General features: G+C 54.6%; 22 protein-coding genes. 10 read left to right on the top strand and 12 right to left on the bottom strand.

Translation table 11 applies throughout. From position 1 onward, the window contains the following. Nucleotides 1-2,016 (bottom strand): poly-beta-1,6 N-acetyl-D-glucosamine export porin PgaA, encoded by a 2,016-nt coding sequence (gene pgaA / locus LRR79_RS05475; RefSeq protein WP_231759394.1) that lies wholly within the window; start codon nt 2,014-2,016, stop codon nt 1-3. 286 nt (nt 2,017-2,302) lie between these two features. Here pgaA and LRR79_RS05480 point away from each other — a divergent pair, with 286 nt between their 5' ends. After that, on the top strand, nt 2,303-3,007 hold the full coding sequence (locus tag LRR79_RS05480; RefSeq protein WP_231759395.1) for a spermine/spermidine synthase domain-containing protein: 705 nt from the start codon (nt 2,303-2,305) through the stop codon (nt 3,005-3,007). Between the two features lie 38 nt (nt 3,008-3,045). On the opposite strand, the gene LRR79_RS05485 is transcribed toward LRR79_RS05480, so the two are convergent. From LRR79_RS05485 to LRR79_RS05495, 3 genes are all read right to left on the bottom strand, one after another. Further along, a complete protein-coding gene (locus LRR79_RS05485; RefSeq protein WP_231759396.1) occupies nt 3,046-3,450 on the bottom strand; it encodes a hypothetical protein in 405 nt (134 codons plus the stop codon). A gap of 102 nt (nt 3,451-3,552) precedes the next feature. Beyond that, nucleotides 3,553-3,999: a methyltransferase family protein gene (locus LRR79_RS05490; protein WP_231759397.1), complete on the bottom strand. Its 447-nt coding sequence runs from the start codon at nt 3,997-3,999 to the stop codon at nt 3,553-3,555. A 60-nt stretch (nt 4,000-4,059) separates the two neighbouring features. Continuing rightward, nucleotides 4,060-4,650: a Crp/Fnr family transcriptional regulator gene (locus tag LRR79_RS05495; RefSeq protein ID WP_231759398.1), complete on the bottom strand. Its 591-nt coding sequence runs from the start codon at nt 4,648-4,650 to the stop codon at nt 4,060-4,062. 23 nt (nt 4,651-4,673) lie between these two features. Here LRR79_RS05495 and LRR79_RS05500 point away from each other — a divergent pair, with 23 nt between their 5' ends. Then, nucleotides 4,674-5,003, top strand: coding sequence for a hypothetical protein (locus LRR79_RS05500; RefSeq protein WP_231759399.1), 330 nt, complete (start codon nt 4,674-4,676; stop codon nt 5,001-5,003). A 255-nt stretch (nt 5,004-5,258) separates the two neighbouring features. Here LRR79_RS05500 and LRR79_RS05505 read toward each other — a convergent pair whose 3' ends face one another. From LRR79_RS05505 to blaOXA, 3 genes are all read right to left on the bottom strand, one after another. Further along, the gene (locus tag LRR79_RS05505; RefSeq protein WP_231759400.1) at nt 5,259-5,696 is read right to left on the bottom strand and encodes a VOC family protein; all 438 of its coding nucleotides are present in this window, start codon (nt 5,694-5,696) and stop codon (nt 5,259-5,261) included. Nucleotides 5,697-5,861: 165 nt separating this feature from the next. Then, nucleotides 5,862-6,566 (bottom strand): alpha/beta fold hydrolase, encoded by a 705-nt coding sequence (locus LRR79_RS05510; protein WP_231759401.1) that lies wholly within the window; start codon nt 6,564-6,566, stop codon nt 5,862-5,864. A gap of 146 nt (nt 6,567-6,712) precedes the next feature. Further along, nucleotides 6,713-7,495, bottom strand: coding sequence for a class D beta-lactamase (gene blaOXA / locus LRR79_RS05515; protein WP_231759402.1), 783 nt, complete (start codon nt 7,493-7,495; stop codon nt 6,713-6,715). A gap of 309 nt (nt 7,496-7,804) precedes the next feature. Between blaOXA and LRR79_RS05520 the strand changes: the two genes are divergently transcribed. Next, the gene (locus LRR79_RS05520; RefSeq protein ID WP_231759403.1) at nt 7,805-8,050 is read left to right on the top strand and encodes a type II toxin-antitoxin system CcdA family antitoxin; all 246 of its coding nucleotides are present in this window, start codon (nt 7,805-7,807) and stop codon (nt 8,048-8,050) included. After that, nucleotides 8,050-8,367 carry a CcdB family protein gene (locus tag LRR79_RS05525; protein WP_231759404.1) on the top strand — a complete coding sequence of 106 codons (318 nt, stop codon included), beginning with the start codon at nt 8,050-8,052 and terminating at the stop codon, nt 8,365-8,367. Before LRR79_RS05520 ends, LRR79_RS05525 begins: the two co-directional genes overlap by 1 nt. 155 nt (nt 8,368-8,522) lie before the next feature. On the opposite strand, the gene LRR79_RS05530 is transcribed toward LRR79_RS05525, so the two are convergent. The 4 genes from LRR79_RS05530 to LRR79_RS05545 form a co-directional block, all read right to left on the bottom strand. Beyond that, a complete protein-coding gene (locus LRR79_RS05530; protein WP_456085665.1) occupies nt 8,523-10,079 on the bottom strand; it encodes an IS1182 family transposase in 1,557 nt (518 codons plus the stop codon). A 181-nt stretch (nt 10,080-10,260) separates the two neighbouring features. Further along, entirely contained in the window at nt 10,261-10,764 is a 504-nt protein-coding gene (locus LRR79_RS05535) for a hypothetical protein (RefSeq protein ID WP_231759406.1), read from the bottom strand. Nucleotides 10,765-10,996: 232 nt separating this feature from the next. Next, complete coding sequence (locus tag LRR79_RS05540) at nt 10,997-12,310, bottom strand: type II toxin-antitoxin system HipA family toxin (RefSeq protein ID WP_231759407.1); 1,314 nt, start codon at nt 12,308-12,310, stop codon at nt 10,997-10,999. Continuing rightward, nucleotides 12,304-12,651, bottom strand: coding sequence for a helix-turn-helix transcriptional regulator (locus LRR79_RS05545; protein ID WP_231759408.1), 348 nt, complete (start codon nt 12,649-12,651; stop codon nt 12,304-12,306). The genes LRR79_RS05540 and LRR79_RS05545 overlap by 7 nt, the downstream gene beginning before the upstream one ends. 305 nt (nt 12,652-12,956) lie before the next feature. Between LRR79_RS05545 and LRR79_RS05550 the strand changes: the two genes are divergently transcribed. Both LRR79_RS05550 and LRR79_RS05555 read left to right on the top strand, forming a co-directional pair. Then, nucleotides 12,957-14,528 (top strand): MFS transporter, encoded by a 1,572-nt coding sequence (locus LRR79_RS05550; RefSeq protein ID WP_231759409.1) that lies wholly within the window; start codon nt 12,957-12,959, stop codon nt 14,526-14,528. A 204-nt stretch (nt 14,529-14,732) separates the two neighbouring features. Continuing rightward, nucleotides 14,733-16,712, top strand: a complete 1,980-nt coding sequence (locus LRR79_RS05555; RefSeq protein ID WP_231759410.1) for an alpha/beta hydrolase family protein — start codon at nt 14,733-14,735, stop codon at nt 16,710-16,712. Nucleotides 16,713-16,863: 151 nt separating this feature from the next. On the opposite strand, the gene LRR79_RS05560 is transcribed toward LRR79_RS05555, so the two are convergent. Continuing rightward, the gene (locus LRR79_RS05560) at nt 16,864-17,910 is read right to left on the bottom strand and encodes an NADP-dependent oxidoreductase (protein ID WP_231759411.1); all 1,047 of its coding nucleotides are present in this window, start codon (nt 17,908-17,910) and stop codon (nt 16,864-16,866) included. 307 nt (nt 17,911-18,217) lie between these two features. Here LRR79_RS05560 and LRR79_RS05565 point away from each other — a divergent pair, with 307 nt between their 5' ends. The 4 genes from LRR79_RS05565 to LRR79_RS05580 all read left to right on the top strand — a co-directional run bounded on the left by LRR79_RS05565 (nt 18,218) and on the right by LRR79_RS05580 (nt 24,138). Further along, entirely contained in the window at nt 18,218-19,597 is a 1,380-nt protein-coding gene (locus LRR79_RS05565; protein WP_231759412.1) for an alanine/glycine:cation symporter family protein, read from the top strand. Between the two features lie 175 nt (nt 19,598-19,772). Continuing rightward, nucleotides 19,773-21,905 (top strand): NHL repeat-containing protein, encoded by a 2,133-nt coding sequence (locus LRR79_RS05570; RefSeq protein WP_231759413.1) that lies wholly within the window; start codon nt 19,773-19,775, stop codon nt 21,903-21,905. Between the two features lie 331 nt (nt 21,906-22,236). Next, on the top strand, nt 22,237-22,845 hold the full coding sequence (locus tag LRR79_RS05575) for a bactofilin family protein (protein WP_231759414.1): 609 nt from the start codon (nt 22,237-22,239) through the stop codon (nt 22,843-22,845). Nucleotides 22,846-22,926: 81 nt separating this feature from the next. After that, nucleotides 22,927-24,138 carry a class I SAM-dependent methyltransferase gene (locus LRR79_RS05580; RefSeq protein WP_231759415.1) on the top strand — a complete coding sequence of 404 codons (1,212 nt, stop codon included), beginning with the start codon at nt 22,927-22,929 and terminating at the stop codon, nt 24,136-24,138. Nucleotides 24,139-24,212 lie beyond the last annotated feature (74 nt).

Below are 24,212 nucleotides of genomic sequence, written 5' to 3' on the forward strand. Positions count from 1 at the left end.
TCAGAACCTCTGGCTGTAATCGAGAAACAGCCCCCAGGAATATTCATTTTCGCCGTCATAACGCCGCATCGACCGCTCGATACCATAATGCAGCCAGGTGCGTGATGAGGGTTGCCAGTACTGGCTATAGCGCAGGGTGCCAATAGGGCCGGATGAGTAATTTTCCTGCCAGTAGCTACCCAGCTCGACAAAAAACTGTTGCACCAGATCCGCGTCGTACCAGCGCCACAGACGGTGTTGAATCGCAGTGGATAGTGACACTGAATAGTCTTCTTCCGGGTTGAAGTAGGGTGCCCCCAGCAGACTGTTGTTCGACGTATAAAAGGTAGGGCGTAAATAGATATCCAGGGAATGGCCGTCATGCACCTTGGACATGCCGCTCACAATCCACTGCTGGCGGTTATTGCCATCGGTAAAATCCGCAATGGCAGCGTTTACCGAAATACTGCCCGCCTCGCTAAAGGTATAGGTGGTCCCCAAGCTCGCGGAGTCCGCGCGAATACCCGCCTCCTGAGCGCGCAGTGGTGTCATTTCTGAATAGCGTTGTAGATCTGCCGAGAAACTCCAGTGGTCCGTAGGCTGCCACTCGGCAAGGAGGCTGGCGCCGCCACCATCCAGTTCGCCACTGTGGTTCCAGCCCGCCAGGGTAACGGTCAGGTCTGGCCAGCGCCCTTCAATACCTGCACCAATGGCATTACTTGTGAGTGAGCGCCCTTCGGGGGTCGAACTGGTGCGGATATCGGCGGCAAACAGGCGGTAGCGCTCAGCCAGCGGTGGGGTGTATATCTGGAGAGTACCATCAAGCCCGCCGCCCTCTGCATCGGGACCGCCGCCTTGGGTTTTTGACGGCCGTAATTCCAGGTGCAGTTCGGCCTTATGATAATTGGCCAGGTCCCGCTGCAACCGCCGCACCTGGCCATTGCCCGGTGCGATCTCGGCGAGCGCGGTGATCTCCTGTTCCGCGACACGCCAATGGCGTCTACGCAGCAGCGAGTCTGCGGTCGATATACGGATGTCGGTCGCCTCTGGAGACAGGCTGCGTGCGATCAGAAGCTCCTGATGCGCACGCCTTGGCCATTCCCGTGCCGCTGCCATTTCGCCCCATTCTGCGCGCAGCCAGGCATTGGCCGGCGCGGCTTCTACAAGAGGCTGCAATCGCTGCCAGCTGGCTTTCGGCATGGCAACCAGACGACGCGCTTGTGCGGCGAGAGTCTGATTACTCAGCCATTCGTCGTTGGGTGAGGGGCGGCTATCAATGCCCACCTTTCGCCAGGCGCTGCCCTCCGCCGCGAGCGCGTCCGCCGTTGCCAGTGCGGCGTCCAATTGTTCCGCCTCAAGCTGAGCGTAAAAGAGTCCCACACGGGCATCGCGGTTGTATCCACCTTCGGCAATCACGGTCTGGTACAGGGGAATGGCGCGCAGCGGCAGCCGCACAGCCAGCAACGCATCGGCCTTTGCCTGCAGGACATAGAGTGGAAGTTCGTCGCCGTGCTGTTCGAGACGGGCGATTTCGTCTAGTGTCTGCTGCCACCAGCCCCGGTCCCGCAGAGCGATAACCAGGTCCCGTCGCAGCCGGGTCACCAGCCCCTGGTCGACGGGTTGGCTGTTTTCGGCGCGCTGCAACTGCGCGCGCAGCTCGACGATTGCGCGATCAGTCCCATCGAACTGATGCGCCGGTCCCCGAGTATTGACCTGCTCCCCCCAGCGCACTAGTAGCGCCGCCTGGCGCGCATCGATACCGGGATCGCTGGAGCCCCGAGCGCGCTCTGCAGCAAATGGCGCATTCAGCTCCATCACAATATCCGCCTGTGCGCGGCGAATATGGGGATTATCAGGCGCAATTAGCCGCGCCTCACCAATCAGGCGAAGCGCGGTGTAACGGTCGCCCTCTCGAAAGGCAGCCCGACCCTCTTCGAGTAACGCCTCCGCCTTCGCTGGCAGTGGCGCTTCATTGTTCGCAAATGCACTAAGCGGCGCCATTGCCGCCAAATAGAGTGCGCCCAGAAAAGCTCGCATTCCTTTGCTCCGGACCAGGAGCCCCTCCGGCTCCAAATCCTGTTTTTCGTTTTTTAGATCACAGCTTTAAAACTTAGCAGCTTCGGTGCGAGGCATTGGAAAGAATCGGGGTGGGCGGGGAACCTATATATACTCTTGAAGGGAAACCGGCCTTCGTTTCGAGCTGGTGATTGCGACACACGTTTTCTATTGGTAAAAGTCCCCGTTTCGCTATAGCGTTGCCAGTGTGTACCGGCAGCGTGTGTTAGAGTTCGCGCCGTCTCCATCCTCACGAGCGAACCCCACTATGAAACCCTGGATTCAACTCGGTACTGCAGAAATTCCCAATGATGGCGGTACGCTGACCCTACGAAAGCGCGACCAAGAGTTCTCCATCTCCCTGTCTGGCCCTCGTGGCGAGCTGATGAACAGTCGCAGGTTCCACAGTGAGCAGCAGCTATCTGTGTTGGGCTGCGCGCATCTGCAAAATCGTAAGGATGCCCGGGTGTTGGTCGGTGGTATGGGGATGGGCTATACGCTGGCTTCCGCATTGGAAGCCGTGCATGCGTCGGCACAAGTGATTGTCGCCGACCTTATCCCCGAGGTAGTGGAGTGGAACCGTGGCCCACTGGGCGAGTGTGCCGGGCGACCTCTGGATGATAGCCGGGTCGCCGTACACATCGGCGATGTGGGCGAGCTGCTGGTAGATCGAAGCGATGAATATGATGCCGTGCTGCTGGACGTCGATAACGGCCCCGAGGGGCTAACGCACAGCGACAACAACTGGCTGTATTCCATTGAAGGCACTAGCAGTATCCATAAATGCCTGAAGCCGGGAGGTATGCTCGCCGTATGGTCGGCGTCACCGGACACGGTATACGCCAGTCGGTTGAAGAAGGCTGGCTTTCAGGTGGAAGTGAAAACAGTGCGCGAGCGACCGGGGAAGGGCGCTCGCCATGCGATATTTCTCGCTCAAAGACCGGGTACGGAAAACAAGAATCGAGGCCGCTAATCTGCACTCGGTAGTTTATGAGAGTGACCCGACCCGGCCTACTCGACGCGGCGCCAAACCTCATATTCAACGCGCTCGCCATCTTTCCAGCGCTCGTTATACCAGTATTCATCTTCAACTCTGGTGGTAAACACAAATTTTGCACCAGACTGCTCGCCAAAAGAATTGAAGTGGAGTGTTTCCGTATACTTCCCATCGGCGACCTCATAAGTCCCGGTACCTGATGCCCAGAACTTGCCGCCTTTCATCGACGTAAAGCTAAAATGACGATTGCTGATGATCTTCAACGCCTTAAAGTCGAGCTCCTGATAATCGAGCAGAGTCCCCTTGTTGTCTACATAGCTCCCGGAAACCAACTCCCAGGCACCGGTAAGGTTGTCGGCGTATGAGAGAGAACTAAACAGGGAGAATATGAAAGCGCAGATATATTGCCGTTTTCTCATAAAATTATAATAACCACGAAGGATGATTGAATTATTTTCCGGGTAAGTATGTAAGATACAACAAAATCGGTGGCTCCAGTAGAGCTTTGCGATTGACTGGAATCAAATCCATCGGCGAACTTTGCGACAGTAGGTTTCGTAATCTTTTCCAAATTTTCTCATCATTACCCTTTCTTCGAACGCTATATACCAGCGGTCAATAATGAGAAAAAATAAAACGGTTAGCACCATAGATAGAATCGTTGCGCCCACCAACAAAGAGAATCCGAGCATGGCTCCAACAAGGCCTAGATACATAGGGTTTCTTGTGTACTTGAACGCCCCTTCTGTTACGAGCTTGTCAGGCTCGTCAAATGTCATGATGTTAGTGTCCAGTTTTCTGAACAGTGCTTTTCCAGAGGAAGCTAGTATCAGGCCGGAGGCAATAAAAAGTAAGCCTATCAGGTTGTATGGGAATGCAAGGGAGTAGGAAGGCTCTATCTGCCACCATGCTGCTCCCATGATGATGATAAAAAGCACAAACAGAGTCGGTGGCAGTACTATCCGCATGACATATCCCCAGTAAAGTGTTGCATGACTATACCGAGCTATCACGGTAGCGGCCTTAACCTATGTTAAGCCCATCTCTCTCCGTATACGCGACAAAGTAACATCCGTTACACCGATGTACATCGCGACATGGCGGAGTGGTATACGTTTGCTTTCATTACCAAATTCGACCAGGAAGCGCTCGTACCGCTCTTTTGCATTAAGCAATAAGAAATCGGCCTCTCGCTTTTCCTTCTTCAAGATTAAACGCTCTAAACTTCTTCGTAGAAAATCGCTCCAGTTTCTACTGTTTTTTGAAAGTTCGATTAAATGCTCGTACTGTATTGATCCGGTCGTGCATTGTGTAATTGCTTGCGCAAAGAAAGGGCTGGGCTTTCCCTCTACCAGAGAGCTAACACTGGAAAATGCGCCTCCTACCCTAACCAGAGACTTGTTTCGCTCATTGCCTTCTTTGTCGATGTAACAGTACCTTCCTATTCCTTCCATCATGAAATGGACGTCTTGGACGATGTCTCCACAAGAAAAAATATAATCCTTTGGTGCGAAGGTATGAAATGTGAAATACGGATAGGCCTGCTCCAGGTCGACCTGATCAAAAGGTGTGAGATGTGAAAAGATCTTTTTCAGGCGCTCTTGGTAGCTGCGTTCCATGGCTTTCCCCAGTGTGAGTTCGAATGCCGGATTATCTTTTGTCGCCGTCTATGCTTGGTGAGTCTGTCAGCACATTCTATAAAAATCAGGTGGTAAAATCGTTCTCGCTCAATTTTCTACTTTTCAGGTTTATCGTCCGCGCTGTCTTGGCGAACAATTGTGCCAACAGTTATCACCCTTCCTTCAGCCTTGGCTCTAAGAAAGCTTTTTCCGAGTTTGCTTGGTTTGTCGGCACCGACAGTGAAAAACTGGGGTATATTGTTGGATGGCTTGCAGATCATTCTAGGTTCAGCGGTGTGCTCAATCTCCGAACTCAGCGTTTGGATCCGCCAGTCGGACTCTGGCAAAGTTGAAAGTTCTTCAAATAGATCCGGAGAGATTTCGTAAGCTCCACACTTTGGGCATCCGACGAACATGCGGCCACCACTCCATTCTTTGGGGCGGGTGGTGACGCTATTTCTACAAATCGGGCAGCTATCCATGTTCGTCAGCATCTGTCGTATGGCCTGCGTAGGAGCGAATAAATCTAAATGTCATTGAAGTGAGCGAAGAAAACTACCAATGATTCAGATGGCATGCTTTTGCTTTTGCTTTGTCAGTGGCTGCTTTCACCCAAGCTCTTGTGCTAAGCCAATGAGAATTCCTTCTGGGCCCCGTATGTAGCAGAGTCGATAGATCCCCTGGTAATCGACAATTTCATCAACCACTGTGGCACCAAGTGGACGAAGACTGGTCACGGTGTCCTCTATATCTTCAACGGTAAACATAACACGCATATACCCTAAAGAGTTTACCGGAGCTGTACGATGGTCAGACACGATAGCAGGGAAATCAAAACGTGTTAGCTCAATTCGACTGATATCGTCTGGGGTTTTCATCATAGCAACTTCAACTCGCTGACCTCGTACACCGGTTACTCGGCCAGACCAGTCGCCTTCTACAACCATACGGCCTTCCAGTGAAAGACCAATGGCACTAAAAAACTCAATACTGGCGTCTAGGTCTTCGACCACAATTGCCACATTGTCCATTCTTTTTACAGTCATATGTACCGCCAAGTATCGATGAATTTATCTGCGATGTGGAATCTTACTGAGCTCACTGTCCACGTGGATTCACGCGTTTCAATTTTATCCTGTCACTGTTGACGTTAAATAGTTAGTAAACTCATTTGTAGCTCTGCAAAGTACACCGTAAGGTCGCTTCTGCCATCAAGCCACACATGTGTGCATTAGCTCTGCTAGCTTTTGGGGAATGGTAAGCATCGGCCAATGCCCACCCTCAATATTCTTAAATCGCCAAGATCCACTGGATTTCAAGGTAGCAAGTAAGTCATGCTCGCGGGAGAAAGACAGCCAACCCTCGTGCGCAATGAATGTGGCTGGTATATCTACCAGGGGAGATTCGAGCTTTACCGCCTCGGTAACGGTTTTGCCCGGATGTGGCCTCTGCTTTGCGCAAAGTAAGTTAATGTCGGCATCATTGAGCCTTGGTTGCGTCGCTAACTCCGCCCGGGAGGGTGCCGGCCACGCGCCTTCATTCTCCGTAATTGCTCTTTCTTCTTCATCAATGGACAGGCCCGACACTTCCAGGAATGATTGGTCAGACACAGGTAAAAAGGCCTCAATAAAAATGGTATGCCGGATAGATACGCGCCCGCGAGTAGACACTTGACCTACGATAATTCCAGAATAGCTGTGACCAACAAGGACGATCGACTTTAGGCCATGCCTAATGATGTACGATTCAACATCCTCAATATGCGTGCTCAGGCCAATTTCGCACGTCTCGCTTTGTTCATTGAGGCCCGAAAGGGTGAGTTGATGAACGTTGTGTCCTCTATCACGCAGCGACTTGGCAACTTCATCCCATATCCAGCCTCCTGCCCATGCACCAGGTACGAGTACGAACTCCATAGCTTCTCCTATCAGTCAGTGCAGCGGGGCGTGCGCTACGTATAGCGCCGCGCTTGCTATTTCTCTCAAGGATTCAGCCTTGCCACTTAAGGCCAATTCCATAGGTCGAATCCGATCGGTATCTGTACTTTCAAGTTTCAGCTCGCTTATAGAATACCCAAAGCTTTGAGACTTTCTTTCCCCAGCTTCACACGCTGTTTCGCATCGGATGGGTTTTTGATGTCCATATTTAGGGCAAACGAATACACATGGTTACCCTTTGTGACCCATCCGACCCACCATCCTACGCCAGGATTTGGTACATTTTCCCAGCCTGTCTTTCCGTAAAGCTTCCAGCCTTCACCTTGTTCTAGCAGGACGATATCTCGAACAGCTTTTTGGATATCTTTTGATACCGGAAGTTGATCTTGAGCGAGTCGTGATAGAAAAATAGCTTGCTCTTGAGCACTGATTTCCAGCGGCCCATCAAGCCAGAATGTATCTATAGACGTACCAATATCTTCATTCCCAAAACCTAGCTTCGTGACATAGGCCTGCATTCGCTCTAAACCAGTACGACGAGCCAGCGCCTGGTAGATGGGAATGTTGGATATAGAAATAGCTTCACGCAGCCCCATATCCCTTTCCCAGATTTTAAATAATTGCTTCTGCCCGCCGTAGGGGAGAATGTCGTCGACATCCTTTACTGCGCCCACAGAAAGGCCAATCAAACTATTTGCAATTTTGAATGTAGATGCTGGAACAAACCGCACTTCAGATCTTTGAGGATTATGCCCTATGAATTTTCCAGAGCCGGAATCGTATAGAACGAATGTTCCAGAGACGCCGGACCTAGTAAATAGACCATTGACTTCAGAACTTTCTTCCCAATCTGCGGAAAAGCACGGAGTAGAAAGAACGGCAAAAAATATAGCTACAAACTTATTCATGTTTTGATGTCCAGTGAAGCCAAATATTCGATACAACAGAAAGCCAAAGCAGCGTGGGTCGACGCCACTGTTTTCCGAGGGATCTCAAAAGCCAACGGCTACCGCGCCATGCCGTTCTATGGGCTCCTGTGTGAGTTCAATACCACGCTCACTCAAACGCTCATAAGCAGCGCGACAGCGATTAAATTTTCTGCGGCAGCGCTTGTTAAATGCCTCCGGACCTTGAGTTGCCCACCAGTGGTTGATTTCCGACCAGAACCGGCCTAGCATGGAATGCGCACTATTATGCGCATAACTTGGAGCGCCACTATGACCACTCTTTTTGACGTAAATGCCCCCAAGAAGGCAACAAATCTCAGCATAAATAGTGACTTGTTGGTCAAATCTAGATCAATGCACATTAATTTATCCGCGACTTTGGAGCAAGCGCTAAGCCAGGAGCTCGCAAAGCGAGAGGCTCAAAAATGGAAAGATGAGCATAAAGCCGGAATTAAGGCCTACAACGAATTTGTTGAAGAACATGGTTGCTTCAGCGATGAGTTTAGGAATTTCTGATGCCGCAGTTCGACGTATATAAAAATCCCAGCAAGACAACTCAGAAGACTTTTCCCTTTATTCTAGATATTCAGCACGAGTACATTTCTGATATAGGAACAAGGATCGTGCTCCCTCTCGGCCGGTTGCAATATTTTAAAAATGAAAATCTTGGGAAACTTACCCCCGTAATTGAGTATGAGGGTGACGAGCTAATCCTACTCACTCCACAGATTGCCGCTATGCCAACGAATAGACTAAGAAACCCAGTCGGTACACTTGAGCATTTTCGAACAGAAATTTTAGCCGCTCTGGATTTTGCTATTACCGGCATTTAACGAGCCTGTAGAAAAACGACTCTCACAATCGCTCTCTCTTGGCTGCTTTCAATTGACATTTCTTGATCACAATTCAATCACACATCTTTAACATAATCACGCTTGTGTGTATTTTTCGCATATTTCGGTGACACAAGTGTGGATAACCCTGCTAATCAGTGGATAGCGCCGTAATTCATCAACTTCTCGATGTTGTGCACCAGACAAAACATCTGCCATTGCCCCTGCACCTTGCGTTTGCCACGCAACGAGAAGCGATTTAATCGCTTGTTGGTACCGATATTGCCAAAGACTGGCTCCACCACCGACATGCGATGACTGTAAATCGTTTTCCCTTCCAGGCTATCGATCCGCTTCTTCATCCAGTCCATTGCGGTTTTGCCATTGGTCCAGGTAAAGGACACCTGTCGGCCGTGGCCGTCTCGGGTATCGGCCGAAGCCGGGTTACGCATGCACTGATGTTTAATTGGGCAGTGGCGACAATCCGTCAGCCGACCTTCAAAGAAGAGCTTTCGCTTTCCTGCACTGACGTGCGCTTCTCGATAGAGCAACATTTCATTGCCAGCGGGGCAGATACAGGTCTTGCTTCTTTTATTAAGCTTGAACTCGCTCGCAGGAATCACCTGCTTAACACCCTTTACGGTATCTCGATGACGCTTGCCATGTTTCTTTTTTTGCTTGGCAAACGCCTTGTCGCGGGAGCGGAACTGGTTATCGGGGATGTAAGCGTTGATACCTTCGCCTCTCAGAAACGCATTATTGTCCTCACTGGAAAACCCGGTATCCGCGGTGACAATCACCTGCTCCGCAAGAATGTCCTCGGCGATGCCGGCATTCCGGTAGCGCGTATTAATACCATCGAGAATTGGCTTTAATGTGTGGGTTTCCTGCCCCTCACCAAAGGCCTGCGCCTCGACAATAATCTGGTGTTTCTTGTCCACCGCCGCGACACCGTTGTACCCCTGGATGGTACCTTTGCTGGTGGTCATCTTGGCCGACTCGTTGTCGGTGATGTTACTTTTGACTTCTTTCGGCTTCTTACCCTGCCCCATTCTTGGGGCTTGCGTCTTTAGGAAGTTGTCAATCTTTTCAAAGTGCTTCTCCAAGGTTTTATTCGCCTGCTCCAGACGCTGCTTCCGCTCCCGTTCGGCGGGCTTCCTTCCATCCAGCTTCTTATGTTCCGATAGACAATGACGGATCTTCTTGCGGATCTTTGCCTGCTTTTCCTCGAGCTCTTTAAAAGTTCCAGAGTGTGACTTGCTGGCATTCGACGACATCTTGCAGCCATCAATGGCAAAGAGTTCATTACCCAAAAGACCTTCCTGGTCGCAAACCATCAGCACCTGCTCGAAGACAGACTGTATGGCATCGGGATAACTACTCATAAAGCTGGCAATACTGGTGAAGTGCGGCACGCTGTCACAGGACAGAGCTTTGAGCAGTATATTATGCTCACACTGCCATTGGATCTCCCGGCTGGACGTGATGCCTTTGGAGTAAGCGAACAGGATAATCTTCAAGAGAATAGCCGGATCATATGCAGACCGACCACCACCTTCATTCTTATACTTATCGTAGAAAGCGGAAAGATTGATACGGTTTTCGATCAGGTGATGCAGCGTGTACTCGAAGGTATTCGGCTGCAATTGATCTTCGAAATTGATTACAACCATTGTGTCCTGGCTGTAATTATAGGGCTTGAAGTTAGGCATGACGGGATCTCGAAACCGGGCCCGCAGATTTTATCAAAATCCACTAGGTTTTAAGAGTTTTTCTACAGCCTGAACGCCGCGCACAGGGGCGGCTTACTTTATGCGCGTTTTGCGCGAAAATGGGAGCGCAGCGACCAGCGCAAGACGTGCTTAAAGTAAGCCGTCCCTTTGCTGCGCTTTGTTAGGAGAATAACTCTCCGAACACTCCGCGCTCAATAAACGGGTTTTGATCTGGTGTGTAATTTTCATGAATCTTCTTTGCTGTCAGGTCAAAAGCAAACATTCCTGAATCCATTGCTAGTGATTGTTTTTTGGTCAACCGAGCAACTCGAGCTACATGTTTCATAGGTGGATCTACGGTGTAGAGCCACCATTCTTTAGCCTTCATGCCCTTTCTATGTTCATGACAGCCTTTTATTAAGTTTATAACTAAATATTTTGCAGGATCCTCGACTTTTCCTATTCTTTTGACAATGCCTTCTTTTTTGGGAAGCAACAGATCGGTGCAAATATTAAATCCAGATTTTTCTGTAGAGGGCACGAAATCATCAATTTTCTTGCCGTCACCATGGAATGCATAAACTATGTTTCCACCAAACATAAAAATCTTTGTAATAACTACCAAGTAGTACCAGTTATCTTCGTAGAAGACTTCAAGTACATCTCCAGGACGTTGCTGGATCACAGAGTACTCCTAACAGTTTTATTCAAAAGTCCCAGATATAGACATAATGTCTATATCTGGACATATATTGCCATATCTACCCATTATGCCTATATCTGCCCATTTCGGTATATGTCTATATCTAGGCATATTTGGTTTCTTAATACGATTTACCGCCTGTCTTCCACGAGGGATATGACGCCAGATGCCATTGGCGGGGGTGGCAAAGCGGCGTCTCATTCTTTGCTTGAATCTACAGCTTTAAACGCAGGTTGCTCTCGATTTCCTCTATCAGTGTTGTCGGCACTTCCTGCTCGGTGGCCAGGCGGCGCCAGTGGGAGACCTGCTCGGTTACTTTATCCACAACGTTGTCGATTTTCCGCTTGCTAAACAGTGGGCTGATGCTTTCCAGGCTGTAGATGTCTTTGCGGGTAAATCCGTCCCGTTTGCCGTTCAGGCTCATCCAGTGGCTGTTTACCCAGCGGCTGCCCGGTTTGTAGCTGTATGCCAGGTCGTAGGCGGGGGCCAGTTGCCAGGTTCTCCCCTTGAGCTGGAAGGCAAAGTTCTTTGCGTGGTCGTCGTGGTTGCGTGCGACGATATTGAAGACCAGACGGTGCAGCAGCTGTTCTGCGTCTCTGGCGGTGAGTTTGAGCTGGCGGGCGATGCCGAAGAGTTCGGCGTAGGAGTAGGAGCCCGGTACCTTGTAATCCGCATGGGCGATGCCGTTCAGGGTCTGGATATGGATTTTGTCGTTTCCGTGGCGGTCAAAGCGCTCCGTTACAAAGTGTCGGCGGTTGCCCTCGTGCAGTAAATGGCAGGGCATCATATCGATCCCGCAGCGGGTGGCCATCTGGTGATAGACGTATTCCATGGCGCCGAACCCCATGGGGTCGCCGAAGGTTTCCTGATTCTTGTTGTGTTCGCTGACGCCGTCAAACTTCATCAGGTAGTGGGTGAACCCAGCGGGCACGTCTGTCTGGCCGGAGCGCACCTGGGTGAAGTCCTGGTTGAAGGCGAGTACGGCTTTGGGGCGGGCGCCGCCGGCGCTCATGCCAACGGAGAGCAGGGGGACCATGGCTTCCCGGTTCTCACCGTTCTTCTCCAGTTCAACCTGAAAACCGGCGCGGCTGTCGAGCACTTCCTGGGCGATGGCGACCAGTTCGTCGATGGCGATATCCTGGGAGGCGTTGAGTTTTTTGATACGTGTGGCCGGGCTGTACTCCAGTGCGCCCATGCCGCGCTTGCCGGTGTATTGCAGCCGTTGCAGTGGGGTGATGTCTTGGGGTTGTTTGCCCTGGGCGGCCATCCAGGCGTTGAGTACGGCATTGCCGAAATCGTCCGGGAGAGAGTCGGCTATCAGGCCGGGGAGGCCGCGGAAGGTTTCAAAGCGCAATTCCGGGAAGCGGTAGATGCGCCGCGCCAGGGGCATTTTAAGTGGTGAGAGTTCGATGCCGGTGTCGATAAACGCGGGGTCGTATTCGAAGGCGCCGAGGCCGCTGTCGGTATCGAAGCTGACGGCGCCGGCGGTCTCGCCCTGATATTCGACGTTGATGACTTCCATTACCATTCCGCTTCCTCCCGGGTGTCTTCTTCACCCCCTTCCTCTTTACCGCGTTGACCGGACGCCCGTTGGCGCTGTTTGCCCTGGAGCTTGGCCAGCTGGATGGGGGAGGGCGGCTGCGGTGGCAGGAAATTGTCCAGTTGCTGGGTGAGTTCCAGGGCCTGGAGAATGGCGACCAGAACCTCCAGCTGGGCTTTGCCTTTTTCCGCGTTGAGCACCGCTTTGCGACTGACGCCGGCGCGCTCGCCGACTTCCTGCTGGGTCAGGTCCAGGTTCAGGCGCGCCTGCTTGAGTCGCTGGCCCAGCGCCCCGGCGATGGCGGTGGGCGATCTGCTGGTGTAGTCCATGGGGTAGCCCTCAGGCTCGAAATTGTAGCGATTGTGGTTAAGGTGCGCTTTATGGAACCTTAATGGGTTTTTCCAGCATTATGTGCCCATTTTAGGACTTTGTTAATATCTATTTAATGTGCAGAAATAAGGATTTTACCGGCATTTTTAGTATTAAAGTCCAAAAAATGGATCTTTATGGGTGTTGTGTTGAATAAGTGGGGGCCCGCGGGCCGGTATTCTCCGCCCCCGCCGGGGAGGATGGCCCCAATTGCCCCTGCTGAGACAATCCCCGCATAACCATAAGTCAGTCAGCGGTGATCCCAATGTCTCAAAATCCATCCACGGCGGCGGTTGCCGGCGCCAAGCCTCAGTTGAGCTTCTGGCAGATCTGGAACATGTGTTTCGGGTTTCTCGGTATCCAGTTCGGTTTTGCCCTGCAGAACGCCAACGTCAGCCGAATCTTTCAGACCCTCGGGGCCGAAATCGACGATATCCCGGTGTTATGGGTGGCCGCACCGCTGACCGGTTTGCTGGTACAACCGCTGATCGGCTATTTCAGTGACCGCACCTGGACCGGCTTTGGCCGCCGCCGCCCGTTCCTGCTGGCCGGTGCCATTCTCTCTTCCATCGCCATCCTGTTTATGCCGCATTCGCCCACTTTGTGGATCGCTGCCGGCATGCTGTGGGTGATGGACGCCTCCATCAATGTGTCCATGGAGCCGTTCCGCGCACTGGTGGGCGATATGCTGCCACAGAAGCAGCGCTCCTTTGGTTACGCCTTGCAGAGCTTCTTTATTGGGGTGAGCTCGGTGGTGGCCTCGGCCATGCCGTGGATGCTGGCCAACTGGTTTGATGTTTCCAATACTGCGCCGGAGGGCGTGGTGCCGGATTCCGTGCGGGTTTCCTTCTATGTCGGTGGTATCGGTTTCCTGCTGGCGGTGCTGTGGAGTGTGTTCCGCACCCGTGAATACAGCCCCGAGCAGCAGGCTGCGTTCGAGGCGGCGGAATCGCCCGAGCTGCAGGAGCAGACTCAGGAGGCCGAGCAGGATCACAGCGCCGGCTACCGCAAAATCGGTGGTGCCATACTGCTGGTGGGGACCGCCTTTGCCGCGTTCGTCTGGCAACAGGGGCTGGACCAGCAGCTGTACATTCTCGCCGGACTGATTGCCGGCCTTGGTGTGATGCAGCTGCTGGCGCTGGTACTGCGCGCCAAGTCCGGTGGTGACAAGGGCATGCTGGAAGAGATCGTATCCAACCTCTACTCCATGCCCGATGCCATGAAGCGTCTGGCCTGGGTGCAGTTTTTCTCCTGGTTTGCGCTGTTTGCCATGTGGATTTACACCACCGCTGCGGTCACCAGTTTTCACTTCGGCACCAGCGAAGTGACCTCCCAGGCATACAATGATGGCGCCGACTGGGTGGGCATTCTGTTCGCCACCTATAACGGTTTTGCCGCCCTCGCCGCACTGCTGATTCCCGTGATGGCCCGCACCCTGGGCATGCGTCTGTCCCACAGCCTGAACCTGGCCCTGGGTGGTCTTGGCCTGCTGTCTTTCCTGTTTATCCGCGACCCGCAGTGGCTGCTGCTGCCAATGCTGGGTGTGGGCTTTGCCTGGGCATCGATCCTGTCACTGCCCTACGCCATGCTCTCCACTCATGTGTCCACACGCAAGATGGGCGTGATGATGGGGATCTTCAACGGCTTTATCGTGATTCCACAGCTACTCGCCGCCAGCGTACTGGGCTTTGTACTGCGCACCTTCTTCGACAACGAAGCCATTTACGCGCTGATACTGGGCGGTGCCAGCTGGCTGCTGGCGGCGGTCTGTGCCCTGCGGGTCAGCGAGCCGAAAGCGGCCGAAACCGACGGCGACCTGGCCCAGGCCGAAGGCTGAGTAACTGCTGCGTCCTCAACGTCTTCTTTGATATCACTGATTGATGTCATCTTCCGTTTGCCCCGCTGGTCGGGGCTTTTTTGTGTCTGTCGCAAATACAGGGTTGCGGCGGAATATCTGTCGGAAATACGGTAGGATCTGCAGCCTTTGCTGCGAGAAAGATACATTTTTCCGATAATAATTTTAAAAAAGGTGGGTCTGGTGATGATTTCCTGGTTGGTGCGATGCCACATTCTCAAGCCTGTGGTGGGCCTGATACTCTCTCTATTCCTTGTGTCCCCCGGGGTCGCAAAAACGAATGAACTGACCGCCAAAGACTATGGTGCCCTGCCAAAAGTCAGCATGCTGACGGTCTCCCCCAGCGGCGAACGCATTGCCTTCCGCATGACCGGGGAAAACGACTCTGATATCGCCATCGTGATGTCGCTTGCGGAAGGCAAGCGGTTGAACGCCGTGAACCTCTCTGAAATAACCCCGGAATCCATCTATTTCGCCAACGAGAACGAGCTCGTTCTGGTGGCGTCGAATGTGCGCAAGCTGTGGGGGTTTCGCGGCAAGCTGGATTTGAGTACCGCTTACGCCTTTAACGTGGCAAATGGCGAGGTGCGTCAGCTGTTGACCCCGGGAGACGTGATCTATGCGGGGCAGACCGGGCTTGGCAGTATTGTGGGGCTCTCGCCCGATAACAAGTACGCCTATATGCCGGCGTATGTGCCCGACAGCAAGAATGATCAGAGCCCGCGCAAGTCGCTGCTGCGGGTCGATCTGGATAGCCCGCGCTCTCCCCGGGTACATTTCAAGGGGCGCTCGTCCTCCTGGGATTTCTTCGTGGACAACAAGGGCGAGGTGATCGCACACGAGTTGTTCGATAACAAACGCAACCTGCACCGTATGCTCGCGCGCCACGGTGATGAATGGAAAGAGATTTACCGCGAGGAGACTTCGGTCCCGTCGATCAGTTTTATGGGGCTGACCCCCGACCGCGAGTCACTGATCGCCATTGCGAATAATGGTGAAACCAATCGCAACGACTTTTACACCTTGTCACTGATCACTGGCGAATTCGCGAACCTGGGTTTCGGTCGGGATGATGCGGATGTGGAATACACCTACACCAGCCTGGATCGCCGAGTGTGGGGAGTGCGCTACTCCGGTTTTACCCCGAGTTACCGGTTCTTTGATCCGGCGCTGGATCAGCGGATGCAGGACATTCAGGCACAGTTTGCCGGACACTCGGTGTGGCTGCGTGACTGGAGCGCAGATTGGGAGCATCTGGTGGTGTACGTGGAGGGCTCGCAGGTGGCCGGGGATTACTATCTGTTCCCGAAAGAGGGCGGCCCGGTACTGCTGGCTTCCGCGAGACCTCAGGTCAGCAGTGAGCAGATTCATCCCATCGCGACCATGAATTTCAAAGCCCGCGATGGCATGGTGATTCCCACATTGCTCACCTTGCCGCGCACCAAGGTGGACAACCTGAAAAACCTGCCCGCGGTGATTCTCCCCCACGGCGGCCCTGCCGCTTACGATCGCGTCAGCTTTGACTGGTTGGCCCAGGCGCTGGCCAATCGTGGATATCTGGTTGTACAGCCGCAGTTCCGTGGTTCCACCGGTTTTGGTCTCGACCATCATCTGGCGGGTAACGGGGAGTGGGGCGCAAAAATGCAGGATGACGTCACCGACGCGCTGGATACGCTGGTGCGCAAGGGCATTGTTGATCCCCAGCGCGTGTGTATTGCCGGGATGAGTTACGGCGGATATGCCGCGCTGGCCGGCGGCGCATTTACCCCTGAAAAGTACCGCTGTGTGGTATCGGTAAATGGCGTAAGTGATCTGGAGCGGATGCTACGGGATGAGCGGCGTGACAACGGCAGGCATCACTGGGTCGTCAGTTACTGGGAAGAAAGCATGGCCCGTGGTGAAGTCGACAAAGACCGCTTGCGTGCCGTGTCTCCGGTGCGGTTTGCGGAGAACTTTCAGGCACCGGTATTGCTGATTCACGGAGAGGACGATGTCGTGGTGCCGATACGGCAGTCTGAATACATGCACAAGCAGCTCAAGCGCAAGAAAAAAGCCGTGGAGTTTCTGGAATTGAAAGACGAAACCCACCACCTCGTCACGGGTACCGCCCGCATGCAGACCACCGAGGCCATCGTCGCGTTTATCGATAAACACCTGCAGCCCTAAATAAAGGAGACATAAGCAGGTGATGTACGGCGGTGGTCACAACCGCCGTACATTCCCGGTGTCCCTTTTCCCGTCACCCCCCAGTTCACCTTGCATTCTCCCGTGTACGTGTGGAGGCATGGTGGCGGGGAGCGCCGGTTGGCGGTTAACGTCAGCCGTCCTCGCCCACCCGGACCACGAGCTTGCCAAAGTTCTTACCTTCCAGCATTCCGGCAAAGGCTTCCGGTGCCTGTTCCAGGCCTTCGACAATCTGTTCGCGGTATTTGATTTTGCCCTTGGCGTACCAGTCTGACATCTGCTGGTAAAACTCGTCATAGCGGTGGCCGTAGTCATCAAAGATGATGAATCCCTGCATCTTCAGTCGCTTGGTCAGAATCATCCCCATCAGCAGTCCGAGGCGATCGGGCCCTTCCGGCAGGTTGGTGGCGTTGTACTGGGACACCAGTCCGCATACCGGTACTCGTGCGCCGGTATTCAGTAGCGGCAACACGCCGTCCAGTACCTTGCCGCCGACATTTTCGTAGTAGACGTCGATCCCGTCCGCGCAGGCCGAGGCCAGTTGCTGGTCAAAGTCAGCGGCGTAGTGATCGATACAGGCATCGAAACCGAGCTCTTCCACCGCGAAGCGACACTTCTCCGGGCCCCCGGCCACGCCGACAGCGCGGCAACCTTTCAGTTTTGCGATCTGGCCGACGGTAGCGCCCACTGGCCCGGTGGCAGCGGCGACGACGACGGTCTCGTTTTCTTTGGGTGCGCCGATGTCCAGCAGGCCCATATAGGCGGTGAACCCGGGCATGCCGAGTAGGCCGAGGGCGAGTGAGGGCTGCTTGGGCTCCTTGCCCAGATTGATCAGCATGGTGCCGTCCGACAGGGCGTAGTCCTGCCAGCCGCAGGTGTAGGAAAGCACCCAGTCGCCTTCGGCAAAACCGTCCAGCCGGGATTCCATCACGCGGTTGATGGTTCCGCCCACCATCACATCGTCGATGGCCACTGGCTCCGCGTAAGATGGCGCGTCGCTCATGCGGCCGCGCATATACGGGTCCAGCGACAGGAAAACAGTGCGCAGCAATACCTGGCCTTCGCCGGGCTGGGGAATCTCGCTCTGCTCCAGGCGGAAGTTGTCGCTACCGGGGGCACCCTCGGGGCGGGAAGCGAGAACGAGGCGGCGGTTGTGCTCGCTGGATTGGTTGAGGTCCATAGGGCGTTCTCCAATATGGTTGAGATAGGGGCTACGGGTTGATGGTTGGGGGTTGATGGTTGGGGATTGATGTTTGGGGTTTGGAGGCCTTTTCCGGAAATTAATTCCATCGAGACGCCGCGGGGAGCAATAATCGGCTAGGCCGCGGGCGTCCGCCCCAGGTCGCTCCGGTAGGCGCTATCCGGGCTCTTATGTAAGGTAGTGCCTCCGTCTGAGGTGCGGTAATTTTCTGGGGTTGGGGGCGGCAATATTTGAGATCCGGGGCGTAGTGCGCGAGCATTGCGTACTTTTGGCTGACTCTCTTCCCATGAATGTTCTCGAATCCCTAGAATCTGCCCTGAATACCTTCGTCGCCTACGCATGGGGGACACCGTTACTGGTACTGCTGGTGGGCGGAGGCCTGTTCCTGCTGGTCAGCTCTCGTGCGCGCCCCTATCGCCACCTTGGACACAGTATCGATCTGCTTCGGGGTAAGTACGACAACCCCGATGATCCCGGCCAGGTTCCTCATCGCCAGGCGCTGTCTACGGCGCTGTCTGGCACCCTCGGGCTCGGCAATATTGCCGGCGTTGCCATCGCCATCAGCACTGGTGGTCCCGGCGCCATCTTCTGGATGTGGATAACCGCGCTGGTGGGCGTCGCCACCAAGTTCTACACCGCAACGCTGTCGGTGATGTACCGCGGCCGCGACAGCAACGGGGAAGTCCAGGGCGGCCCCATGTATGTGATTCGCGAGGGGCTGGGTAAGCGCTGGCAACCACTGGCCTATCTGTTTGCCATTGCCGGGCTTGGTGGCCTGCTGCCTTCTTTTCAGTCCAATCAGACAGTGCAGTTGCTGCGGGTTTCATTCGCGGAACCCCTGGGCTGGGTAAGTGCGGATAATGCATTTCTGTTTGATCTCGGGCTCGGTGTGCTGCTCGCCGTCGCGGCGCTGGTGGTGATTGTGGGGCGTATCCAGCGTATTGGCCGCTTTGCGGTGCGTATCGTGCCCGCGATGGTGATTTTCTATCTGCTGCTGACCCTCGGCGTGATCGGTTACTTCTGGCAGGAAATTCCCGCGGCATTCGCGCTGATTTTCACCGACGCCTTTTCTGGTGAAGCTGTGGCGGGTGGCGTTCTCGGTACCGTGATCGCGACGGGAATCAGCCGCGGCGCCTTCTCCAATGAAGCGGGTATCGGCACCGAGTCACTGGCCCACGGCGCGGCCAAGACCACCGAGCCGGTGCGCGAGGGCGTGGTGGCCATGGTCGGGCCGATCGTCGACACCCTGATTATCTGCACCTGTACCGCGCTGGTGATTCTGCTGACCGGTGTATGGCAGCAGGGCGAGGGCATTGAAGGGGTTTCCCTGACGGCGAACGCGTTCAGCAGCGTGTTTGGTGGCTGGGGCCCGGTGCTGCTGCTGATCATGGTGGTACCGCTGGCCTTCAGTACCATTGTTACCTTCTGGTACTACGGCATGAAGTGTTTCGTGTTCCTGTTTGGCGCGCGGTTTCAGGTGGTATACACGGTGATCTATCTGTTGCTGATTGTGCTTGGTGCGGTGCTGTCGCTGAATATCGTCAACAGTCTGATTATCGGCATGTACGCGGTAATGGCGATCCCCACCATGGCATCCACCCTGTTGCTGTCCGAGCGGGTTAACCAGGCGGCGCACGCGTACTTTGTGAAGACGCCAGGCGCCTGATTACCCGAGTAGGTGCGCACCCCTGTGCCATACTTTTTTAAGCGCCCCTGGCAGCCTGAGGCATCACCTGCTGATCGGTGATTCCCGGGCCTGTTCGTATGGCGGCGCGGGTCCGGGAAGGATACATCCGGGAAGTAGAGGTGCCGAGAGCACCGGGTAGTAGGGATGCTCGACCATGGAAGTACGCCGTATGCGCGGGCGCCACGCCTGCCTGTTTGTTGCTGCACTGGCACTGCTCTTCGCGATCACCTCGATGGGGGCACAGGCTGCCGAGGACCGGAACAGGTACCACGCCAGTTGGCTCCCCATCTCCCCCGCTACTGAAGTCATTGAGGGCGCGGTCAAGAGTCAGCGCTTTCCTCTGGCGGGGTATCGGGTTTCTCTCTACGCCAACTTCACCATTGCCGGCGGCTTCCAGCGCATGCTGGCGACTGCGGTGAGCAAGCCCGATGGTAGCTTCCGCCTGCATTACCGTCTGCCTCCGGGCCTTATCGCGACCATGCCGCCGGTGTTGTTACTGGTTGCGGAACGGGGACTGGTGACCCTCGCCACGGTCGTGTCCGGTAGCGAAGTGCCGCCGCAGCTGGTGATCAACGAGCGCACTACCGTTGCTACGGCGGCTGCCTTCGCGCAGTTTATTCACGGCCGACAGTTGCGCGGCAATCATGTAGGTATGCAGAACGCGGTGAGAATGGTGGCGAATATGGCGGATCCGGTGTCCGGCCGGCCATCTGACGTTCTGCGGCAGACGCCCAATGGCGCTGAAACCAGTACCTTTGCCACGTTCAACGCACTGAGCAATGTAGTTGCCGCCTGCGTGGCCTCCGGTGAACACTGTGAACAACTGTTTGCCGCCACTTCACCGGCGGGCGCACCGCCCGCTGACAATGTCCTGCAGGCACTGGCCAACCTGACCCGGAACCCGTCTTATCCGCTGTACCCGCAGGACAGTGCGGACCCGATATTTATGCTGTCACTGGCGGCGCCTTTATATCAGCCGGCGCTGGAGCAGCGTCCGACAAATTGGCTGATGTTTATCAAATTTACCGGTGGCAAGTACTCCGCCCAGGACCGCTTCAACCTGATGAACGGGCCGGGAAATATCGCGTTTGATGCCGAAGGCAGTGCGTGGATTCTGAATAACTACATTCCCAAGGCCACCAATCAAAACGCCTGTGCAAGCCAGCGTCTATTGCGCTTTTACCCCTGGGGGGAAACTTACGAAGGGTCACCTTATTACGGCGGTGGTCTGAGCGGTGCGGGATTCGGTATCACTCTGGATCCACGCGGCAATGTATGGGTGGGGAATTTCGGTTTTGAATCGCCGGCCTGTGCCGACGGTACGGTACCGCCAGATCCGGAAAATAAAATTCCGGCCACCCACAACAGTGTTTCTTTGTTCCACAAGAGCGGTCGACCCATTTCCCGCAGCAATGGATTTACCCGGGGTAATATCTGGTGGCCTCAGGGGACAGTCTCGGACCGTGAGGGGAATATCTGGGTGGCCAACTGTGGCAATGACACGGTGACCATGATTCGTAGTGGCAACCCGCTACTGGCGAAAAATTTCCTGTTGCCCGGCGCCAATCCCGATCTGCAGCCTACCGAATCCCCTTCCCTGAAGCCCTTCGCGATTGCGATCGACAGGCGTGGACGGGCCTGGATCACCGGCAACAAGTCCGAGCGTTTGTACCGTATCGATCAGCGCGGCAATGTGGAGGAAGTCGATATGGGGGGTGCGGAACTGTCGTGGCCCATGGGTATCTCCAGCGACAGTAAAGGCAATATGTGGATATCCAATTCCGATGCGGTGAATGTGCCCTGTGTTGACCCACTCGACCCCCAGAGCGGCGGCAATCCATCGATTGTTTTCATGCCCGCGGATGGGGGTGCGCCGCTACAGGTATTTGGCCAGGGTGGGTTGAGCATTCCCTGGGGGAATGCGGTCGATGGCAGCGATACCCTGTGGGTATTCAACTTTGGTCATACACCGTTTGAGGATGTACAGGCAGACACCGTCTGGCCGGATACCGGTGTGTCGCGTTTTTGTGGAAGTGGCGACTGCCCGCCCGGCCTGTCGGTAGGGGATCCGATTTCCCCGGATACCGGCTACACCAGTGATGCCCTTGAACGTATCACCGGGGGCGGCATCGACCCGTCCGGTAACCTCTGGCTGCTCAACAACTGGAAAAAAATTGGCCCGTTTGTGTACGACACCAACCCGGGAAGTAATAGTTTCGTCATTGTTCCCGGCGCGGCGACGCCGGTAAAAACGCCCCTTATTGGTGTGCCGCGCCATTTTCCGTAAACACGACGCCGGGGGTAATAGCTCGCCCGCGAGAAAAGCTGCCCGCACGCCAGTGTGTGATTTTTCGCTGAATCAACTGCTATTTAAACAATCTGGCAATGTACCGGTTGCATTCTTTTTGGTCAGTGGCGAACGCTTTTTATACGCTGGTTAAAAATGACTCTGCCGGTACAGGTGCTTGGCGCCTAATTTTGTGTGAGGGCCTTCACAGTCTTGAGCTGCGGTTTGATTTTTGTCTCAACGGCTATGGGAACCAGTGAAAAAAAACGCTAAAAACGTGGCTTACCTAAAAACATAAACATTTCTCTACGGTTACAACTTAGGTGGCAATATGGCGAATCCGCTCGATCCCAAGCCAGATGCGAATCTGGATTCCAACTCTTTTCTTTCCGGCATGAACGAAAATGGTGCGAGCGAACGCCCGTTTGCGGATAAGCTCGAATCCACGATGGCGAAGGATCGCTCGGTCATTGGTAAAAACATCAAGTTCCGCGGCGAACTGATCGGCACCGAAGACCTGCATATTGAAGGCACCATCGAAGGTACCGTGATTATGGAAGGACACGACCTCTCCATCGGTCGCGAAGGTGAAATCAATGCGAACATCCACGCGCAGAACATTGTCATCAACGGCACCCTCACCGGCGATGCACTGGCAGACGAGCTGATCGAGATCCGCAATACCGCTGTAGTGAAGGGCAACCTGATTGCCCCGCGTATTCAGCTGGACGACGGCGGTAAGTTCCGCGGCTCCATGGATATGGTCGACACCGATGACGAGATGAAAGCCCGTCATTCCGAGTTCAAAGACAAACTGGTTCACCCGAACCTGCCGCCGAAAGACGAAGCGCCGAGCAAGCCCGCCGCGAAAAAGTCTTTCGCACCGGCTAAAGACGCTGCCAAGGATTCGGCCAAGGACGCGGAGCTGGCTGATAGCTGATCCTCCGCTGCAACGCCGCATCCCCCCGTGCGGCGTTGCCTTCTTTCCTCAGGCTCACGCCCCGAAATCTTGCGATAGACAATGCAACACCGCTCTTTTGGCCTCGCTGCGTTAACGACCGAGATGGTCAAAAGCGGGGACCGAATACTCGACCTCGGGCCTCTCTCGTCCGGCACCACTCAGGCTTTTCTCGGCCTCAACTGCCAGTGTCATATTGAAGACCTGGTGGAATACCTCGCCGACAACCAACATGCGGATGATCCTCTACAGGCACTGGAAGACCATCTGATTCCCAAGCCTGAATCACTCAAGTTTGATGTGATCCTGTGCTGGGACCTGCTGAATTTTCTCGAGCTGGACGTTATCCGCCATCTGATCCGCCTGCTGGAGCCGCACCTGAAGCCGGGTACGATTCTGCATACGATGCGCTATACCGGGCGCAACCAGCCGCATAAACCACGACGGTTCCGCCTGCTGGAAAATTTCTGCTTTGAATACGTGGATGACCCCAGCTACCCGGAGGTGCCTTCCAAGGGGCACTCCACGGTGACGCTCCTGAAATGCATGGACCGGTTCAGCCTGTTCAACTCGCTGATGAAGCGGGAGGGCATGGACCAGAATGTCACCGAGCATTTTCTCGAATACGACAGCACCACGTCGCGCAATCAGGTGCGCAGCGGCGGCGCCTCGGATGTGAGCGCCTATTTCCGTCAGGTCCGCGATGACGAACGCCTGGATTTCGCCGGCGTGCGCAAGGCATTGAGTGCCCTGCCCACAGGGGCTACCGTACTGGATTGCGGGCGCAAAAATGGCCGCAATATTGATGCACTGAAAAAGAAAGTGGGCGCCCTGTACGTGGAAGACCTGCACGCTTCCCTGGCCTGGCGCAAGAAAATGCACGGTGAAACCAGCGGTTTCAGTGAATCCATGTTCAGCTTTGATCCCGGTACCCGGCTCGACGGGGTGTTCCTGTGGGATCTGCTGAATTTCTGCAGCGCTGACCAGATTGCGGCCCTGGGTGAGTTGTTGGCGGGCCGCATGACCCCCGGCGGTCAGCTGCATTTTCTGGTGTACAAATCCAGTCAGCAGCCGCAGCGCCCGGCGATGTATGAGTTGCTTGAGGATGAAAAGGTGGCGGTGACTGGTATTTCCGAAAGCCGTAGCGCACGCCACCTCGGCAGTACCGCGGATCTGATGCGCCTGTTGCCCGGCTACCGTCTGTTCGGCCATCACCTCGGACGCTTGCCCTCGGGGGATTCGGTTCAGGAATTTGTACTGCAGCTGAAGGCCTGAAGGGCGCGGCCGTATTTAAAAAAAGAAACAACACCAAAAAATTAAACCGAGAAGATTTCACACGAGATTGCTTC

This window comes from Microbulbifer elongatus, from assembly GCF_021165935.1.
GTDB lineage: Bacteria > Pseudomonadota > Gammaproteobacteria > Pseudomonadales > Cellvibrionaceae > Microbulbifer > Microbulbifer elongatus.